The organism is Chromobacterium sp., assembly GCF_041912965.1.
Taxonomy (GTDB): Bacteria; Pseudomonadota; Gammaproteobacteria; order Burkholderiales; family Chromobacteriaceae; genus Chromobacterium; species Chromobacterium aquaticum.
In genome coordinates, this window is sequence record NZ_JAYSGF010000025.1 from 25,153 (window position 1) to 41,737 (window position 16,585).

Here is a 16,585-nt window from a genome sequence, read left to right on the forward strand (position 1 = left end):
TTACGGTTTATCCCAAAATATCGCGGCATGACAGGCGCGTGTTTTGCCAACTGAAAACCGACGGATAGCAAGAGGGGGACGCGATGGCGTGGTCGCTGCAAAGGGCTTTCAATAATGCCGGGAACGGCGCCAACGCCGCCGGGGTGTGCGAGGCCGCGGTCTGCCTGTGGCTCAAGCACATCCAGGACCGCGTGGGCAAACACAACTGGGGCAGCAGCGCCGGCGACTACCTGCCCACCACCCAACAGGCGGACGCGCTTTACCAGCAGTTCGACAACGGCGCCTACCTGTTTCGCTTCGCCTCCTACCTGGAGCAGCAGGTCTATCCCTCGGTGGCCGCCCACAACCGGGTGGGAGACGCCAATCACGCGGAAACCTTCGGCCTCGCCTTCTGCCACTACTGCAACAACGCCCACAGCGCCAGCTCCCAAGCCTGGCAGAACATTCTGGAAAACCTGATGGTGCGCGGCGACGCGCTGTTCCTCAACCTGATGCGCAACGGCGGCGCTTCCGGCCACGCCGTCGGCGTCTACAAGGGCAGTGACTATATCTGGGTGTTCGATCCCAATAGCGGGCTCTACCGCGGCAATGTCAGCGCCGGTTGCTGCAGCGCGGCGGACTTGTTCCGCGCGGCGCAATACCTGGCCGGGCTGACTACCGGCTACTGGAACCAGACGGTTTACTACGGGCTGCATATGCGGGCCTGAGCCGAGCGCCGCGTAAGACCGCGGCGCGCGGGGGGTGAGCGAAATTTGATAGCAGGGAAACAGGGGTTTACTCACTATCGAAACCATTCGCTTCATCATCCCGCTCGTTTCAGCCCATGACCACACTCAATCTCAATACTTTCGTCCAGGCGGCTAGGCTTGGCGGCAGAGTCGTCGTCAATGAAAAGACGCCTGAACCCACGGTGACCGTCGCCAGCCAAGGCTTCAAGGGTCGGCTCTATGCCTGCCTGTCCCAACTACCGCTGCTGAAAAACCTGGAAGCCGTCAAAAGCTATAGCCAGCGCGTACAGGCTGAAAACCAAACCGCTCTGGGCGTCTTCATCAACACGCTGTCCCGGCGTTATGGCCAGGAAAGCGCCCAAGCGGCGCTGGACAGCATGGGCCGGCTCCAGGGCGCGCCGCTCAAGCAGCGGGTGGTGGAGCAACTGATTGCCGTGGCCGAACGCTTTCATGGCCAGGGCGACGCCAAGCCCTTGGCGCGGCAAGTCGTATTCCGCTCTTGGGAATGCAAGGGCATGGATCATCCCGGCCACGCCTCCGTCACCATCAAGAACAAAATCGATGTGAACGCCAATAAGCATGTGCAGGAGCACATCAGCTGGTGGCCGTTTAGCGACGCCCAGGGCGGGCAAATCGGCCGTCTGTTTGGCCAGCGGCAGGGAGGTTCCCTGAGCAGCTACCGGGAGGACAAGCAAGAAGAGGTTTCCAGCCGAACCGCGCAGAAACTCAGCGACGGCGAAGACGCGCGTCAGCAACTGGGTACCGCGGGTTATAAAGCCGCCAGCCAGGACCTGATGGCCAAAGCCCAGTACTACCCCCGTGCGGAACAAAAACGCACGCGGGACGGCGGCTGGGGCGTCAGCGCCCGCAAAGTCTATCTGCCGATGATGGGACGCAATAAAGAAGTCGCCGCCAGCGGCAAAACCGCCAAATTCGTATTGTTCGGCCTCAATGAAAAAGCCATCCTCCACGAGGCTCGCCACGTCAAGCAAGAAGCCGCCGAAGGCCGGATTGGCTATACCCTGGCCAGCACTGAGGAAAACTGCGCCTCCATGGCGCTGCGCATGCTACGCGCCGGCGGCGCGGAAAACTTCGTGCCGTTCAGCGCCAGCTGGGTCACCGAAGACCCCAACAAGGCCCATGCCTATGCCGAGCGCCTGCAAGCCAGGATGGACAGCCTCAACCGCCAGGTCGCCGACATCGGCGAGCGTTGCAGCGGCATGCTGCAACAGCCCGGCGTCAAAGCGGAATGGGACGTTTTCCTCAATCAGGGCCGCATGGGCGAACTCAAGAGAGAAATCAGCCAGCTCAAGCAGCAAATCAACAAGGAAAGAAGACCGGAAGCCCAAGCCGTGCAACGCCAAGCTTTGAAGGAGCGCAATGCCCAGCAGGTCTTTCGCATCGGCGCCCACTTCGAACAATTGGCCGTCGGCAGAGCTGACGCCCTGGGGCTGGTCAAGGCCATGCGTGAAGGCGCCCCCAATATCGACGACGATGCGGCTGCCCTCACCCGTAAAACCGCCGGTCTGGTGGAGGCGTTGCACCGCTATCTGGAGAGTCATCCCCAAGGCGCGGAGCAACTGAGCCTTGCCGCCCACGCCATGATCAAACGCAGCGAAGAGCTGATAGGCCTCGCCATTCAATGAGCGCCGCGAACCGTTGCCGGTCCGCTCACAAGGTATCTTCATGGACAAAAACGCAGAACTTCTAGACAGCCTGGGCCGCGCCATCGGCATGGAACTTACGCTGGATTCGCACGGGCAATGTTTCCTGTTGCTGGACCAGCGGTTGATGCTCTCTATTCGCAGTCTACCCGACAGTCTCATCCTGTACGGCATGCTGGGTGAATTCAGCGCCAACGGCAGTGCCGGGTTCTGGCAACAAGCGCTGGCCCTTAATCTGACGCTGGCCGAGGCCGGCGAGGGCAGCTTGGCGTTTGACGACAGCACCGGAGCCGCCATGCTAGTCAAACACTTGCCCAGCGATACGCTATCGTCCCATGACTTCATCGAAGCCGTGGACCGATTCGCCGCTCGCTTGGAACAACTGATCGCCTCGTTGGGAGAGATGGAAAGCTTCGATGCGCCCACCGGCTTGCGTTGCTGATTGAGGAAGTCTACCCCCAGGCTTCCTCCTGCTCTTGACCCCACCCGCCACAGCGGCAACAATCCGCCTTGTGCCGCGCAATGGCGGTACTGGGTAGAGCAAACCCGATTTTAGTAAGGCCAGACACCTCGTTCGCGAGGTGTCCGAACGTCATTGGCACGACCTTTTCAAGGGCGGGCAATGGCGGGGAGGCCTATGGCCTGCCGGTCCTTACTACCGGTTTTGCTCACCCTGTCATGTGCCCGCCACCCTGAAGCAAACGGGGTGTTCTGGAATCCCTAGTAAGGAGGTCCTGCCATGAGTAATCCGTATTTTCCCCCGCGCCGCCGCTATAAAGGCGTATCAAGAGAAGCCGTCGAAACCCTGTTGCCCTTCGTCAGCTTCATCCCCGGCCGCACTTATCCCCATTACTGGCAAATCGAGCCTAGTTACGATACTTATCCACAGGCCTGCGCCGACGGCCGCGAATACGCCGCCCATCTGCTGCAATGGCTGAAGGACAATCCGCTGTTGGTCGGCTCTGGCCTGTTCGGCCGCATCGCCCGCGACATCGACTTTGCCAACCCGCAGCAACGCGGAGCGTGGGAAGCGTTCTTCCGCCATCTGGAACGCGTGCTGGCGCTGGGCGTGCGCAAGCTGGATGTGTTTGCCCATGTCGATTGTCAGCATGACTACCACCGGGCGGTGGAGGCGAGTTTTGAGCTGGAGGGCAAGGTGAGGAAGGTTTAAGTCCGCCCAAGAAGTGAAAAGCCCGGCACCGCCGGGCTTTTTCAATGAGGCGTTGGTTAAGCCACGCCGACACTGCCATGCGTCACAAACCCCGGCCGTTGAATCAGGCGCTGGTAATAGGCGTGCGCATGCGGCAGCTCCGGCTTGTCGAAAGGCGTCAGCTGCCAGCGGTGGATGGACAGGCCGAGCACGATGTCGGCCAGGGTGAAATCGTCGCCGCAGATATAGGGCGTATCCTGCGAAGCCAGCTGCCGGTCCAGAATGGCCATATAGTGGCCCCATTGCTGGATGCTGGCCTGGATTAGCGCCGGGTCCTGGTGTTCCGGGCTGTGGCGGCTGAGGCCGTGGAAGGCGTAGCCCCAGGAGCCGTTCAGCTCGGTGGCCTGCCAGTCCATCCATTTTTCCACCTGGGCGCGGCTGCGCGGATCGGCGGGCAGCAAGTGGCTGGCCCGGCGCGAATCGGCCAGGTAGCGGCAGATGGTGTTGGATTCCCACAGCACCAGGCCGTCGTCCACCACGGTCGGAATCAAAGCATTGGGATTGAGCGCCAGGAATTCCGGGCTGCTGGCGGACTGAAAGCCGCGGCCCCAGTCTTCGCGTTGGTAGTCGATGCCGATTTCATGACAGGTCCACAGCACTTTGCGGACGTTGATGGAACTGGTGCGGCCCAGGATGCGCAGCATGGGAATCTCCGGCGAGGATGGATGGACCGGAGCAGTGTAGTCCCGCCGGGCGCGGGCATGCCATTTAAATGCTTGACTGTGGCGGGGATGCGCCAGCCTGACGCCGCGCCAGCGGCGGGCCTTGGCAAAGCCCAGCCGATTGGCATATGATGGCGTTCACTTTGGGCCGATAGCTCAGCTGGGAGAGCGCTGCGTTCGCAATGCAGAGGTCGGGAGTTCGATCCTCCTTCGGTCCACCAATCCCCCCTTCTTGTTTTTTCCTGCGTGAAACTAGAGAGCATTTTTTGCCGCTGCTGCAAAGATAGGCGATCGGGCCTTACACGAGAGAGTTCGTAAGCATTGGCATTAGAACCTGTTCAAAGTCTCGCGAGCAAGAGCGAGACAAGGCGAAAACGGCTGAGAAAGCGGAATGTACAAGCGGTACATGAGCATTTCGAAGTTGTTTTCAACGCCGTATCGCCGAAGCGCAGCAGACTTTGAACAGGTTCTTAGGCCCGTGCACATAACACTGAACTGTGCATCACTATCCCAGCAAACCCGCCTAACGGCGGGTTTGTCCTTACTATTGTGTGCTTATTCAGCTGAAGTCGTCGTCCAGCGCCACTCCCCATGGGTCAAGGTTCGGCCAGAGCGGTAATCCCCCTCAAGGCAAGCAATGATGGCTTCCAAGCCACTGCTACCGGCGGAACCCCCGTCCTGATCTGCCCTAGCCGGTGATCATTGAGCTAGCGGTGGCGTGCGCGGCGGGATCATGCGCTTGTTGCCGGTGGCTTCAAATGCGCCAGCGAAGCGCAGCAGCGCGTTGTCATCATAGGCGCGCCCCGCAAAAGTCAGCCCCACCGGCATGCCGATATCAGCCATCACTCCCATCGGCACGGTAACAGTGGGGACGCCAAGATGGCGGATGGCGAGGTTGCCATTGGCCACCCAGACGCCGTTGCTCCAGGCGATGTCGGCGGAGCGCGGATTGACGTCCGCATCTGCCGGGCCGACGTCGGCCACGGTGGGGAACAGCACCGCGTCCAGCTTTAGCGCATCCATCCAGTCTTCCAGATCCAGCTTGCGGGTCTTTTCCAGGCCACGCAGACCATCCGGCACGCTTTCAATCCGGTCATAGGACTTGAGGCCCCGTTTGGCCATGTTGACGTACTCGTCCATGCCGGCGGCCAGGTCCCCTTCGCGGTTGGGCAAGGTGCCCGGATCGTGCGGGAAGATCTTCGGACCATCCGCGTCAGCCAGTTTGTTGAGCTTGGGGTCGCCGTTGGCGCGCAGGAACTCATCGAAGGCCCAACCGGACAGCTCCCACAGCTCGTCATTGAGGAACTCAGGCGAGACGATGCCGCGGTTGAATACGGTGGGCGCGCCGGGACGATCGCCTTCGCAGTTGGAAACCAGCGGAAAATCCACTTCGATGACTTCCGCCCCGGCGGCTTCCAGTGCCTGACGCGCGGCTTCCCAGAGATCGATCACCGACGCGCGGGTATGGATGCGCTGTCCGGTCGGGCCGCCGATGCCAGGCGTCTCGCTGGTGCCGGCCAGTTCGTCCTTGTTGATGTACATGCGTGGTATGCCAAAGCGCTTGCCTTTGAGTGCATCGGGTTGAGCCAGCAGGCCGGAATAGGAATCTGGCCGGATCGCCGAGGCTTTGGGAATTTCCACCCAGGGCTGCAGGCGCCATAGGTCGCCACGGCTGATCGGGTCGTCCGCGACGATGACGTCGAGCACTTCGAGCAAGTCCGTCATGGTGCGGGCGTACGGCACGACAACGTCCATGGTCGGCGTCAATGGCCAGTTGCCGCGTACCGAGATGACCCCGCGAGACGGCGTATAGGCGCACAGGCCATTGTTCGAGGCCGGGCCGCGGCCGCTAGACCAGGTCTCCTCGGCCATGCCGAAGGCGGCGAAGCTGGCGGCCGTCGCGGTGCCGGCGCCATTGGAAGAGCCGGAGGCGAACGGCGCCGTCAGGTAGTTGGCGTTATAGGGGCTTTCGGCACGGCCGTAGCAGCCGCGCTGCATGCCGCCATTGGCCATGGGCGGCATATTGGTCTTGCCCAGGCAGATGGCGCCGGCGGCGCGCAGGCGCGCGATGGTGAAGGCATCGTGTTGGGCTAGCAGATCCTTGAACGCCGGGCTGCCTGAAGCGGCGGTCAGCCCCTGCACCAGATAGCTGTCCTTGGCGGTATAGGGGATGCCGTCCAGCGGGCTCAGCGTTTCACCACGGGCGCGACGGGCATCGGATGCCTCGGCTTCCTTGATCGCATCCGGATTACGCACCACCACCGCATTGAGCCTGGTCTCGGTCGCGGGGCCATCGTAGGCCTCTATCCGCGCCAGATAGGCCTTGACCAGTTCAACCGCTGTCGAACGCCCGGATTCGAGCGCTGCGCGCAGCTCGGCGATGGATAGCTCGGTAACCTCGATCATGCTACTACCTCCACTAAGAAGACGGATTTCATGCCCATCGCGGCGACCGTTTCCTGCATGCGCAGGCGGGTCAGCGCGCGCATGGGCTGTTCTGCAATATGGCGGCTAATCTACAAGAGATAACGTTATGCGGGAAAATGATTCATTTTGATGTACTTATTCATACGGCGAATACCGGGGCCGCATCATCGGATTCGATGAGGCTGCGCATCAAGTCGCGCAGCCAGTGCAGCGCAGGATTACTATCCTGCACCGGGTGCCAGATGCAGTTAAGGTGATAGCCTGGCAATTCTTCCGGCAATGCAACCATCTTCAACGGCCAGTAGCCCGCCATCATCGCCGCTACTTTCTTGGGCAGGATAAACAAATGATCGGTGTTGCTGACGATGGCGGCTGCGGCCATATAGCTTTGGCTGTGCACCGAAATCTTGCGCTGCAAGCCGCGCTCGGCAAGAAAGTCATCCATTGGCGACCCCAGATTGCCCAGCGGCGCGTGGAAGACATGCGGCAAGGCAATCAGATCCGATAGTGTCAGCCTATCATTCTGGAGCGGGTGATCATGGCGCAAGATGCCGATCAGCGGCTCGTTCAGCCAGGTTTCCCGGCACAGATAGCTGGGGATGGACATGTATTCGTCAAAACCCAGCAGGAAGTCGATTTCACCGTCGGCCAGCGCCAGTTCCGGAATGTCTTCCCGCAGGATGGTGATGTCGATATGAACGTTGGGCGCTTCCTCCGCCAGTTTTTTCACCAGGGGCGGAATCAGCACGCACTCTACATAATCTGTGGTGCACAGGGTGAAGCGCCGCGCCGATGTTGCTGGGTCAAAGGCCTCCGGCTGGCTGAAATGGCTTTGCAGCAGGCTGAGCGCCTGATGGACGCCCTGTTGCAGATAGAGTGCTTTTTGCGTCGGCAGCATGCCGTGCGGCGAGCGCACCAGCAGCGGGTCGTCGAAGAATGTCCGCAAGCGATTGAGCGAGTGGCTCATCGCCGGCTGGCTGACAAACAGTTTCTCTGCCGCCCGCGTGACACTGCGCAGGCTGATCAGGGCATCCAGTGCCAGCAGCAGGTTCAGATCCAGTTGATGCAGCTTCACACCATTCACCGTATTTATGAAAGTATTCGTATTGTTCATTTGCTGAATAGTTTGGCTCTCCATAGACTACGTCTGTCAATCACTTCGTCGTTCATTGCAGAGGAAATCTGCAGTTCCAGAACGCTGATCCGCCCGGCGAATGTGCATTGGTCGAGCCTCCGCATCGCGCAGATCGGGAGACGTGCCGAGTCTGTCATCCGCAAATGCACGATCTATTGAATACTTCTGATGGCATTTATCAAGTCGATGGTGATCAAAATGAACAATAAAACGCACAATAGCCTACCTGCCGCCGATGGTTTTCACATGCCGGCCGAGTGGGCGGAGCATCAGGCGGTATGGATGATCTGGCCGCAGCGCCCGGATAACTGGCGCCATGCCGGACGCGAGGCGCAACAGGCCTTTGCTGCCATCGCCAAAGCCATTTCGGCGGCCACGCCTGTGTTCATGGCCGTGCCAGAACCGTTCATGTCGCAGGCGCGCGCAGTGATGCCGTCCGAAGTCACCCTGGTCGCCATGAATAGCGATGACTGCTGGATGCGCGACAGCGGGCCGACCATGGTGATCGATCCGGCGGGCCATCTGCGTGGCGTGGACTGGAAGTTCAATGCCTGGGGCGGCTTCAATGGCGGGCTGTACCATCCTTGGGATCAGGATAGTGAAGTTGCGGGCCAGGTGTTGGCCCACCATGGCTTTGATCGCTACCTAGCCCCGCTGGTGCTGGAAGGCGGCTCGATTCATGTCGATGGTGAAGGCACGCTGCTCACCACCGCGGAATGTCTGCTCAATCCCAATCGCAATCCGGATTTGTCCAAAGCCCAGATCGAGGCCCTGCTTTCCGAGCATCTGAATGTGACGCACTTCATCTGGCTGCCGGAAGGCGTGTTCATGGATGAAACCGACGGTCACATCGACAATATGTGCTGCTTTGCCCGTCCAGGGGAGGTTGTGCTGCACTGGGTCGACGATGAACAGGATCCGCAGTATCCGCGTTCGCAGGCCGCTTACGAAGTGCTGTCCAAAGCGCGCGACGCCAAGGGCCGCCAGCTCAAGATCCACAAGATGCTGGCTCCGGGTCCCTTGTTCTATGAGCAGGATGAAACGGTTGGCGTGGTGGCTAGCGGGCAGGCCGTGCCGCGTGAGGTTGGCGAGCGCATGGCCGCTTCTTATGTCAATTTCCTGATCAGCAACGGACAGATTATTTTCCCGCTGCTGGATGAGCGTACCGATGCCGCGGCAGCCAGCCGCTTGCAGGAGATCTTCCCGGAGTACCGAATTGTCGGCGTCCCGGCGCGCGAGGTGCTGCTTGGTGGCGGCAATATCCACTGCATCACCCAGCAGATTCCAGCAGGCAAGGCTAGCTGAGGCGCTATCGTGCACGGCGGGTGAATGCCCGCCGTTTCTGTCTGCCATGAGCCTAGCTTGTGCAGTGTGCGATCAGCTTATGGTTCCCAGGTGTGGCCAGCCGATACTTCCAGTTTCACATTCTTGGCCTCTCCAAGCTATTCCGCAGCCATTTCGTTTTCCTCCCGCCACATCCCTTGGCAGAAAGCCGCCGGCATGGGACAGAATGATGTTCACCTCCGGATGGCGTGCCTGCGTGCCGTTCAGCGCCATCTGCACCGCGGTGCGGGTGGTGTCGAAGGAGGCACTAGCGGTCCGGGCATGGCGTCGATGGCAATCACTGCCCTCTGGGCAAACCGGCCTAGGGTTTGCGCGAGTGGAATAGGCGGGGCCGGCAGGGGGCGTGGCCAGTGCTTTCGGTCTCAGGCGGTCACGGAAGCTTGGTCCGGCCGCCACGCAGATCGTGCATCGTCACACGTCGCGTCCCAAGAGCTGGCAGGGCCAGCCGTCAATGTCCAGGGCGGCAATTCGCTCGTAGCCGCAGGATTCATAAAATCGCACCAAGGCGCCGGAGCCGCCGCCATAGCAATCGACCCGCATGCGTTTCACTTCCGCCAGCCTGGCCTGATCCTCCGCGAAAGCCATCAAGCGCCGGCCAATGCCGCGTGCGCTGGAGTGGCGCGAGGCGACCAGCAAGCGCACATATATTTCCGGCGCCATCGCGGCCGGAACATAGGGCATGGCCTCGCCCAGCACTAAGGCCGCGCGGATAGGGCCGCCGCGCTGCTCCGCCACCCAGGCGCCGGGCAGCGAGCAGGCTTCGACCACCCTCGCCACTTGCCGCGGCTGGCTGGACCAAGGCTCCGCTCCCCATTGTCCCGGGTTTTGTATTTCGGCAAACCAGGCGATGATTTCATCGAAAATGCTCAACACCGCGGGGGCGTCGGCAGCGCTGGCGCGCCGAATGATCAAGCTGTCTGACTCTGCGTTCGCCATGTGGGGTCTTTCTCTCATTACTCGTCTAGAGGAAGCGGCTTATCCGCCTTGCATCCCATGGTTCGAGGCCAGGGGCTTGATCATTCTACTCGATTGACATTCATCAGGCCGGTGGCGGTTCCAGTTTGTCCAGCAGGAAGCGGCCGCGCGCGGCGATGGACGGGCAGGTGTCTGCGGCCAGTTGCCGTACCAGGCGCAATGGGGCTTGGCCGGTTTTTTCCCAGTCGCGGATCAGCATTTCGCCGGCAACCCGTCTCACGATGGGAGAGCGGTCCTCGGCCGCTTGCCACGCCATGTCCGGGAAGGCGGCCGGGATGCTGAGCGCGCGGGTGCCGTGTATCGGCTTGAGGCGCTTCTGGGCCCGGCGTATATCCGTCCATTCCCATTCGCGGCCAGCCAGCCAGGTCATTCTGCCCTCCAGCAGGCAGCGATAGGCCTTGGCGCGCAAGGAGGGCTGGATGGCCTGCTTGGCGATGTCCTGCAAATACGCATCCAGCGTATCCTTGCGGCCAAGTTGCGCCAGCACGGCGACCACGGGGCCGGAGGGGCTGGTTATCAAGCTATCCTTGAGCGCGCGCTTCACTTCGTCCTGCGCGGAGATGGCCATCAGCGTTTCCTGTTCCAGGGCCTCCAGGCGCCCCCAGGATGTCCAGTTAGGCAGGAGCGCGCACAAGGCCGCGGCGACGTGTTGCGGCGCGGTATGGCTGGCGATGTCAGGCAGGGTTTCGCGCGCCGCGGCTCGGACTTGCGGCACCCAATCGTTCAGCCGGCGCAGGGCAAGGGCGAAGAAGAAAGCGTTGGGCGCGCCGTGCTTCAGCGCGCGCAGCGTTTTTTCCCGCAGGTAGCCGTCTTCGCTGCATAGGTCCAGCCAGGTCGGCCCAGGAGTTTGCCGGAATAACAGCGTCCATTTGCTGGGCGCGGCGAGCTGCCATGCCCGGTAGCGTTCCCAAGACAGAAAGCGCTCCCAGTACTCGAAGTTTTTCAAGGGCAGGGCGGCCGTCGCGGCCGCCAGGGGCGCCATCTCGGGTTCGCGGCCAGCGCGGACCAATTGGACGAACTGCCGGATCGCGGCGAAAAGATTGGTTTCATGAATGTGTTGTTGCGACATCTGAATTTCCCACTCGAAAGCGTTATTGAGCGCCAGCGCCTCGCCGGCTTGCTTAGCCTGCCCAAGTTCCAATCCGCTAGGCCGGCCCTTGCCGCGCGAAAAAGCGCGCCGGCGATTCGCCGAAAGCGCGCCGGAACATTGCGATGAAGTTGCTGGGCGAGGCATAGCCCAGCTCATCGGCCACCACGGCCACGGCGGCGCCGCGCGCCAGCATTTCCATGCCGCGTATCAGTAGCGCCTGCTGTCGCCATTGCCCAAAGCTCATGCCGGTATGCGCCTGGATGTGGCGGCGCAGCGTGCGCGGCGACATCGCGGCGTCGGCCGCGCAGTCGGGCAGCGCGAGTTTGCCGGGCGGCTCGGTCAGCAGCCGCTGGGCCAGTGCCGCGATGCGCGGGTGTTCCGGTATCGGCAGGCAGAGCGCCTGATGCGGTGCTTGCCGCAGCTCGTCCAGCAGCACCGAGGCGATGCGTTCCTGCTCCGGCCGCCATGGCGCGTGATCCGTCCAGGCCACCGCGCGGCGCACCGCGGCGCGCATCAATTCGGTGATCGCCACCACTCGCGGCTGCGGGCTCAGCGCCTGGCTCCAGTCCGGGTTCAGCAGCACGCTCCAGCCGGCCAGCGCGCCGCTGACGCGCACCCGGTGCGGCATGCCGGGCGGAACCCAGCCGGCGCGGTGCGGCGGCAGCACCCAGGCGCCGTGCGGGGTGCGGATCTGGATCAGGCCGGTTTCCACGCAGAGTAGCTGGCCGCGCACATGGCTGTGCCAGGCGTATTCGCGGCTGCCCAGCCGGTAGTCGCTGTCTTCGTTGTCATTGCCGGGCACGGCGATCAAGGGTGGGCCGCCGGCCCATTCGCTCAGGTCCACGGCCTCTTCCGGCGGTGTGGCGTCGATATTGGCCATTTTTCACCATTTATTGGCAAAACAGCGTTATAGCAGCTTTGACGACGGCGCGCACAATCGTCGGCAAGGGTCAGAGCGGCCGTCGGCGCGGCGGCGGTCCTGACCGGGTTTCTCACTTGATGAGCAAAGGACAAGTTATGCAATCCCTACGCATTGGCATCGTCGGCGCCGGCCTGGGCGGGCTGTGCCTGGCCCAGGGGCTGGCGCGCGCCGGCATCGCCGCCACCGTGTTCGAGCGCGACCGCACTGCCGACAGCCGCTGGCAGGGTTATCGTCTGCGCATAGACGGCGATGGTCAGCAGGCCTTGCGGCAGGTGATGACGCCACGGCAGTACGAGCTGTTCCGGCAAAGCTGCTCGCTGGGCGGCGACGATTGTTTCATCGATCCGCAACTGCGCGCCTTGCCGGAACGCAAGCCGGCGCACTGGCGGCCATCGGCGCAGGCGGACGATGCGGCGGAGCGCGATCTCAGCGCCAATCGCCAGACGCTGCGGGAAATCCTGGCCAGCGGGCTGGAGGGGCAGATCCGCTGGGGCCACGCCTTGCGTGGTTTCAGGGAAACGCCGGGGGGCCTATTGCTGGATTTCGAGGCTCGGCCCGAGTGTGAGGTGGATGTGCTGATTGCCGCGGACGGAGTGGGTTCGGCCGTGCGCCGGCAATTGATCCCAGGTGGCGAGCCCGATGACGGCGGCGCCATCGTGTTGTATGGCGTCACGCCGTGGGAGGCCCTGCCGGCCGAGGCGTTGACGCCGGAGCTGGGCCAGGGCGTGTGCGTGGTGTTCGGCGATGGTCTGACCGCGGTGATAGAGGCGATGCGTTTTCGCGCGCCCTTGCCGGAGCTGGCGCGGCGGCTGGCGCCGGAGGCGGCGCTGAGCCCGTTGTCGGATTACTGGTATTGGGCCTGCGTGGCGCGGGCCGAGGATTTGGGCGGCGCGCTGCCGGCGGAGCGCTTGAGCGGCGACGCGCTGCGGGCGCGGGTGCTGCAGGCGACGCGCGGCTGGCATTCGCGTTTGCGGGCGGTTTTCGCGCATGGCGACCCGCGGTGCCTGGGCGCGCGGGCGATCCGCGTGAGCGCCGAGGTGCCGGTCTGGCGCTGCGAACGCGTGGCCTTGCTGGGCGATGCGATCCACGCGATGAGCCCGGCCGGCGGCTTGGGCGCCAATACCGCGCTGTGCGATGGCGCGGAACTGGCCCGGGCCTTGGCGCGGGCGGGAACGGCGGCCGAGGCGGCCGCCGCTTTGCGGGCGTGGGAGCCGGAGATGCGGCGGCGCGCCGCCGCCGCCTTGAGCTTGTCGCTGGCGGGAACGGCGCGCTTATTGCAAACAACGGCGCGGGCCTAGCCGGCGTCGCGCGCCGTGGGGGCATGGAGAGCTCAAGCTCCTTAGCCGCCATTTTTAATGATGTGCTCGATATTGCGTTCCGCCAGCGCGGAGATGGTCAGCGAGGGGTTGACCGCGCCGGTGCTGCCGGGAATCAGCGCGCCGTCCATCACGTACAGGCCGGGATGGCCGATGACGCGTCCCCAGTTGTCGGTCGCCTTGCCTAGCACCGCGCCGCCCAGCGGGTGCGCGGTCCAGTTCAGGCCGGTGACATCGTCGATAATCCCTGGAAAACCAGGGATGGAGTTGGTGGCGTCGGCGATTTTCCGGTTCACCGCCTTGGCCGCGGCAACGCTGTCGGCATTGCCTTGCCGCGGCCAGTTCAGCACCACCCGGTCGGTGGCGGGGTTGTAGCTGAAGTGGCCGCGGTTGCTTTGGTCAAAGGCGATGCCCAGCGAGCCGATCACGGTGGTCAAATCGGTGGGCAGCCCGGGCACGTACCAGTTTTCCAGCGTGAACGGCAGTCCACGGCTGGGGTCGTGAATGCGCGAAGCGCTGGGGGTGGCTTGCGTCGCCAGCGATAGCGTGCTGAGACTGCGCACGACGATGGTGCTGCCATTGCTGCCCCAGCCTTGGCCGACATGCTCGTTGAGATTGCGCAAAGTGCCTTGCGCGCGCGCCTTGACCAGCAGTTCCGAGCTGCCTATCGAACCGGCGGCGAGAAAGAGCCGATCGCAGCTGAGCCGGTAACGCTCCAGCTGGCGGCCGCTGGGATGGCGCTTGATGACGTCGACCTCGTAGCGGCTGCCGTCCCAGGCGATGCTGAGCACCTCATGGCCGGGGTAGATGGTGGCGCGGCCGGTGGCCTGCGCCTGCGCCAGGTAGTTCTGGTTCAGGTCGAACTTGGCGCCGTTGGAGTTGCCGTGATTGGACAAGCCGATGGTGGCGGAGGGCCTGGATTGCCCGCGCAGTTCCTGGCGGATCACTTCCCAGTTGAAAATGGAGTCGTTGGGCGTGGTGAGGTAGCCGGCTTTGCGCACGTGCTCATCCCAAACGCGCGAGTGGTGGAAGGGCTTGCTGCGGTAGATGTCGGCCGGCATGGCGTTCAAGTTCAGCATTTGCCGGACCCGCGGATAATAGCTGCGGTCCATCTCCTCGTAGCTGACCCGGTCGCCGAACAGCGCTTCGAAGTATTGCTTTTGCGGCTGGATCATGACGCCGGTGAACACCACCGAGCCCCCGCCGACGCAGGCGCCGCGCCAGACATTCATATTGGGATAGTCGCTTGAATCCAGCACGCCGCCGAAATAATCGAAATACGTGCGTATGCCCGTCAGCATCTTGGCATCCTTGCGATGCCAGAACGCGCGCCCATCGGGCAGGGTGTCGTTGGAGAAGATATTGCGCCATGGGTCTTTGGGCCAGCGATGGCCGCGTTCCAGCACCGTGACCTGCTGGCCGGCCTGCGCCAGGCGCAGCGCGGAAATGGCACCGCCGAAGCCGGAGCCTATCACCAGATTTGGGGTGTAGCCGGGCGGGCGGGAGACGGGTTTGAATATTTCCGGCACCAGCAGCTTGTATTTCGCTTCCATGAGGATGGACGCGGAAGCGGGTGAGGGGAGCAGCAGGCTGGCGGTGCCGGCTCCGGCGCCAAGCAGTAGTTGTCGGCGATTGAGGCTGGGATTGAGGCTGGCGAGCTTGTCATCTTCGGGGGTGTTGGCCATGGTGGGTGCCTTTCCGTTTTTAAGAAGCACGTTGAGATAATTTGCTTATTAAATAAGCGGAGGCATTCTTGTCTGTTGGCGCGGGCGTAGATACTGGCAGTATTAACAGTTATTTAAAAGTCATTCAATTATATTGATTGATTAACGGCGCAAGCAGGTCAATGGATTACGCTAGGCTTTTTAAGGCATTCATATGATTTGGTAATGGTGTCTGGTGGGGGCATCCTTGCACGGCACAGCCGGACGGGCCGCTCCAAGAGCGGCCCGTCGTGCGTGTTTAGAACGCGTTTACGATCTCGCGAGCAAGAGCGAGACAAGGCGAAAACGAGCGAAAAAGCGGAATGTACAAGTGGTACATGAGCATTTTGAGCTCGTTTTCAACGCCGTATCGCCGAAGCGCAGCAGACTTTGAACAGGTTCTAAGGCGAGAACGGTTGAAGAAGCGGAATGTACAAGCGGTACATGAGCATTCTGAAGCCGTACTCACCGTGTAACGCTCCACGACGCGCAGCAGATCGTAAACAGCTTCTCAGGCGTTGGCCTTGAACGCCGGGTGATAGCTGACCTCGCCGCCGGGCAAGAGCGCAGTGAAACTTTGCGCCATGAAGTACTCCGCCGGCACGCCCGGCAGGGTTAGGCCCGGCTGGGTCTGGAAGCCGAAGCGCGCGTAGTAGCCGGGGCTGCCCAGTACCACGCAACCTTGTGAGCCCAGCTCGCGCAGCGCGGTCAGCGCTTGTTTCATCAGCAGGCTGCCTATGCCCTGGCCCTGCCGTTGCGGGTGCACGGATACCGGGCCGATGCCGTGCCAGCCGGCGGCGCCGGAGGAGATGAGCACCGGCGAGGCGGCGATGTGCCCCAGCAGCCGCTCGCCTTCCAGCGCGACGATGGACAGTGTGAGCTGGCCGCTGCGGCGCAGCGCGTTGACGATGAATTGCTCGGTATGGCTGGAGTGCTCTTCGGCGAGGAAGGCGGCGCGGGTCAGTTCGGAGATGGCGTCGATGTCGCGGCTCTGTTCGTTTCTCAGCATCAGTTTCATTGTGTTTTCCTTGCGCACGCCGGCGCGGCCGCCGCTCTGGAGCGATCGGCCGCGCGGCGGCGGTGTTCATTGGTTATCGAGTTGGCCGCGCACGGCGCGCAGACCGGCCTTGTTGATCAGATAGGGCTGGCCGTTCTTGGAGCTGATCAGGCGTTTGGCCCTGAGTTTCTGAAACACGGTGAGGGTGCAGTCGGACAGCAGATACCCTTCGCGGGTATAGCATTCAACGGTGGCGATACGGCCGGCGTCGTCGCGCAGCTGCGCGATGCGGCCGCCTTTGGCCAGGACGTGCAAAGTCCTTTGCTCCGGCTTGGAGATATTCATATTGGATTATCATTCGGCAATCAAATGCAAAACAGGCAGCTGCCGCGATGCGGGCGCTACCAGCTAA

At 62.6% G+C, this 16,585-nt stretch carries 15 protein-coding genes, 1 tRNA gene and 1 pseudogene; 7 read left to right on the plus strand and 10 right to left on the minus strand.

Annotated features, from left to right (window positions below; genetic code table 11):
- Positions 1 to 83 precede the first annotated feature (83 nt).
- The 4 genes from ACE3QM_RS14200 (at position 84) to ACE3QM_RS14215 (ending at position 3,563) form a co-directional block, all read left to right on the plus strand.
- A complete protein-coding gene (locus ACE3QM_RS14200; RefSeq protein ID WP_374422756.1) occupies positions 84 to 707 on the plus strand; it encodes a hypothetical protein in 624 nt (207 codons plus the stop codon).
- Between the two features lie 116 nt (positions 708 to 823).
- Positions 824 to 2,374, plus strand: a complete 1,551-nt coding sequence (locus tag ACE3QM_RS14205) for a type III secretion system effector BopA family protein (protein WP_374422758.1) — start codon at positions 824 to 826, stop codon at positions 2,372 to 2,374.
- Between the two features lie 40 nt (positions 2,375 to 2,414).
- Positions 2,415 to 2,834, plus strand: a complete 420-nt coding sequence (gene sicP, locus ACE3QM_RS14210) for a chaperone SicP (protein WP_374422760.1) — start codon at positions 2,415 to 2,417, stop codon at positions 2,832 to 2,834.
- A 297-nt stretch (positions 2,835 to 3,131) separates the two neighbouring features.
- Entirely contained in the window at positions 3,132 to 3,563 is a 432-nt protein-coding gene (locus tag ACE3QM_RS14215) for a hypothetical protein (RefSeq protein WP_374422762.1), read from the plus strand.
- A 56-nt stretch (positions 3,564 to 3,619) separates the two neighbouring features.
- Here ACE3QM_RS14215 and ACE3QM_RS14220 read toward each other — a convergent pair whose 3' ends face one another.
- Positions 3,620 to 4,246, minus strand: a complete 627-nt coding sequence (locus ACE3QM_RS14220; RefSeq protein WP_048410147.1) for a glutathione S-transferase family protein — start codon at positions 4,244 to 4,246, stop codon at positions 3,620 to 3,622.
- A gap of 163 nt (positions 4,247 to 4,409) precedes the next feature.
- Between ACE3QM_RS14220 and ACE3QM_RS14225 the strand changes: the two genes are divergently transcribed.
- Positions 4,410 to 4,485 (plus strand) — tRNA-Ala (locus ACE3QM_RS14225).
- Between the two features lie 478 nt (positions 4,486 to 4,963).
- Here ACE3QM_RS14225 and ACE3QM_RS14230 read toward each other — a convergent pair.
- Entirely contained in the window at positions 4,964 to 6,670 is a 1,707-nt protein-coding gene (locus tag ACE3QM_RS14230) for an amidase (protein ID WP_374422764.1), read from the minus strand.
- 160 nt (positions 6,671 to 6,830) lie between these two features.
- Positions 6,831 to 7,766 (minus strand): LysR family transcriptional regulator, encoded by a 936-nt coding sequence (locus tag ACE3QM_RS14235; RefSeq protein WP_374422766.1) that lies wholly within the window; start codon positions 7,764 to 7,766, stop codon positions 6,831 to 6,833.
- 228 nt (positions 7,767 to 7,994) lie between these two features.
- Here ACE3QM_RS14235 and aguA point away from each other — a divergent pair, with 228 nt between their 5' ends.
- A complete protein-coding gene (gene aguA, locus ACE3QM_RS14240) occupies positions 7,995 to 9,131 on the plus strand; it encodes an agmatine deiminase (protein ID WP_374422768.1) in 1,137 nt (378 codons plus the stop codon).
- Positions 9,132 to 9,308: 177 nt separating this feature from the next.
- Here the strand turns inward: aguA and ACE3QM_RS14245 are convergent.
- From ACE3QM_RS14245 to ACE3QM_RS14260, 4 genes and pseudogenes are all read right to left on the minus strand, one after another.
- Positions 9,309 to 9,433, minus strand: a pseudogene (locus tag ACE3QM_RS14245) (amidohydrolase); the annotation flags it as partial.
- 148 nt (positions 9,434 to 9,581) lie between these two features.
- The gene (locus tag ACE3QM_RS14250) at positions 9,582 to 10,106 is read right to left on the minus strand and encodes an N-acetyltransferase family protein (protein ID WP_374422770.1); all 525 of its coding nucleotides are present in this window, start codon (positions 10,104 to 10,106) and stop codon (positions 9,582 to 9,584) included.
- Positions 10,107 to 10,209: 103 nt separating this feature from the next.
- Positions 10,210 to 11,214 carry a hypothetical protein gene (locus ACE3QM_RS14255; protein WP_374422773.1) on the minus strand — a complete coding sequence of 335 codons (1,005 nt, stop codon included), beginning with the start codon at positions 11,212 to 11,214 and terminating at the stop codon, positions 10,210 to 10,212.
- Positions 11,215 to 11,290: 76 nt separating this feature from the next.
- Positions 11,291 to 12,115, minus strand: a complete 825-nt coding sequence (locus ACE3QM_RS14260) for a helix-turn-helix transcriptional regulator (RefSeq protein ID WP_374422775.1) — start codon at positions 12,113 to 12,115, stop codon at positions 11,291 to 11,293.
- Between the two features lie 137 nt (positions 12,116 to 12,252).
- Here ACE3QM_RS14260 and ACE3QM_RS14265 point away from each other — a divergent pair, with 137 nt between their 5' ends.
- Complete coding sequence (locus ACE3QM_RS14265; protein WP_374422777.1) at positions 12,253 to 13,455, plus strand: FAD-dependent oxidoreductase; 1,203 nt, start codon at positions 12,253 to 12,255, stop codon at positions 13,453 to 13,455.
- A 41-nt stretch (positions 13,456 to 13,496) separates the two neighbouring features.
- Here ACE3QM_RS14265 and ACE3QM_RS14270 read toward each other — a convergent pair whose 3' ends face one another.
- The 3 genes from ACE3QM_RS14270 to ACE3QM_RS14280 all read right to left on the minus strand — a co-directional run bounded on the left by ACE3QM_RS14270 (position 13,497) and on the right by ACE3QM_RS14280 (position 16,518).
- Complete coding sequence (locus ACE3QM_RS14270) at positions 13,497 to 15,158, minus strand: GMC oxidoreductase (RefSeq protein WP_374422779.1); 1,662 nt, start codon at positions 15,156 to 15,158, stop codon at positions 13,497 to 13,499.
- Positions 15,159 to 15,687: 529 nt separating this feature from the next.
- Positions 15,688 to 16,194, minus strand: coding sequence for a GNAT family N-acetyltransferase (locus ACE3QM_RS14275; protein ID WP_374422781.1), 507 nt, complete (start codon positions 16,192 to 16,194; stop codon positions 15,688 to 15,690).
- Positions 16,195 to 16,260: 66 nt separating this feature from the next.
- Positions 16,261 to 16,518, minus strand: a complete 258-nt coding sequence (locus ACE3QM_RS14280) for a YjhX family toxin (protein ID WP_231463804.1) — start codon at positions 16,516 to 16,518, stop codon at positions 16,261 to 16,263.
- Between the last annotated feature and the right edge of the window lie 67 nt (positions 16,519 to 16,585).

Coding starts and splice junctions, on each gene's coding strand:
- ACE3QM_RS14200 (WP_374422756.1), top strand. CDS start 84: ATGGCGTGGTCGCTGCAAAGGGCTTTCAATAATGCCGGGAACGGCGCC.
- ACE3QM_RS14205 (WP_374422758.1), top strand. CDS start 824: ATGACCACACTCAATCTCAATACTTTCGTCCAGGCGGCTAGGCTTGGC.
- sicP (WP_374422760.1), top strand. CDS start 2,415: ATGGACAAAAACGCAGAACTTCTAGACAGCCTGGGCCGCGCCATCGGC.
- ACE3QM_RS14215 (WP_374422762.1), top strand. CDS start 3,132: ATGAGTAATCCGTATTTTCCCCCGCGCCGCCGCTATAAAGGCGTATCA.
- ACE3QM_RS14220 (WP_048410147.1), bottom strand. CDS start 4,246: ATGCTGCGCATCCTGGGCCGCACCAGTTCCATCAACGTCCGCAAAGTG.
- ACE3QM_RS14230 (WP_374422764.1), bottom strand. CDS start 6,670: ATGATCGAGGTTACCGAGCTATCCATCGCCGAGCTGCGCGCAGCGCTC.
- aguA (WP_374422768.1), top strand. CDS start 7,995: ATGGCATTTATCAAGTCGATGGTGATCAAAATGAACAATAAAACGCAC.
- ACE3QM_RS14250 (WP_374422770.1), bottom strand. CDS start 10,106: ATGGCGAACGCAGAGTCAGACAGCTTGATCATTCGGCGCGCCAGCGCT.
- ACE3QM_RS14255 (WP_374422773.1), bottom strand. CDS start 11,214: ATGTCGCAACAACACATTCATGAAACCAATCTTTTCGCCGCGATCCGG.
- ACE3QM_RS14260 (WP_374422775.1), bottom strand. CDS start 12,115: ATGGCCAATATCGACGCCACACCGCCGGAAGAGGCCGTGGACCTGAGC.
- ACE3QM_RS14265 (WP_374422777.1), top strand. CDS start 12,253: ATGCAATCCCTACGCATTGGCATCGTCGGCGCCGGCCTGGGCGGGCTG.
- ACE3QM_RS14270 (WP_374422779.1), bottom strand. CDS start 15,158: ATGGCCAACACCCCCGAAGATGACAAGCTCGCCAGCCTCAATCCCAGC.
- ACE3QM_RS14275 (WP_374422781.1), bottom strand. CDS start 16,194: ATGAAACTGATGCTGAGAAACGAACAGAGCCGCGACATCGACGCCATC.
- ACE3QM_RS14280 (WP_231463804.1), bottom strand. CDS start 16,518: ATGAATATCTCCAAGCCGGAGCAAAGGACTTTGCACGTCCTGGCCAAA.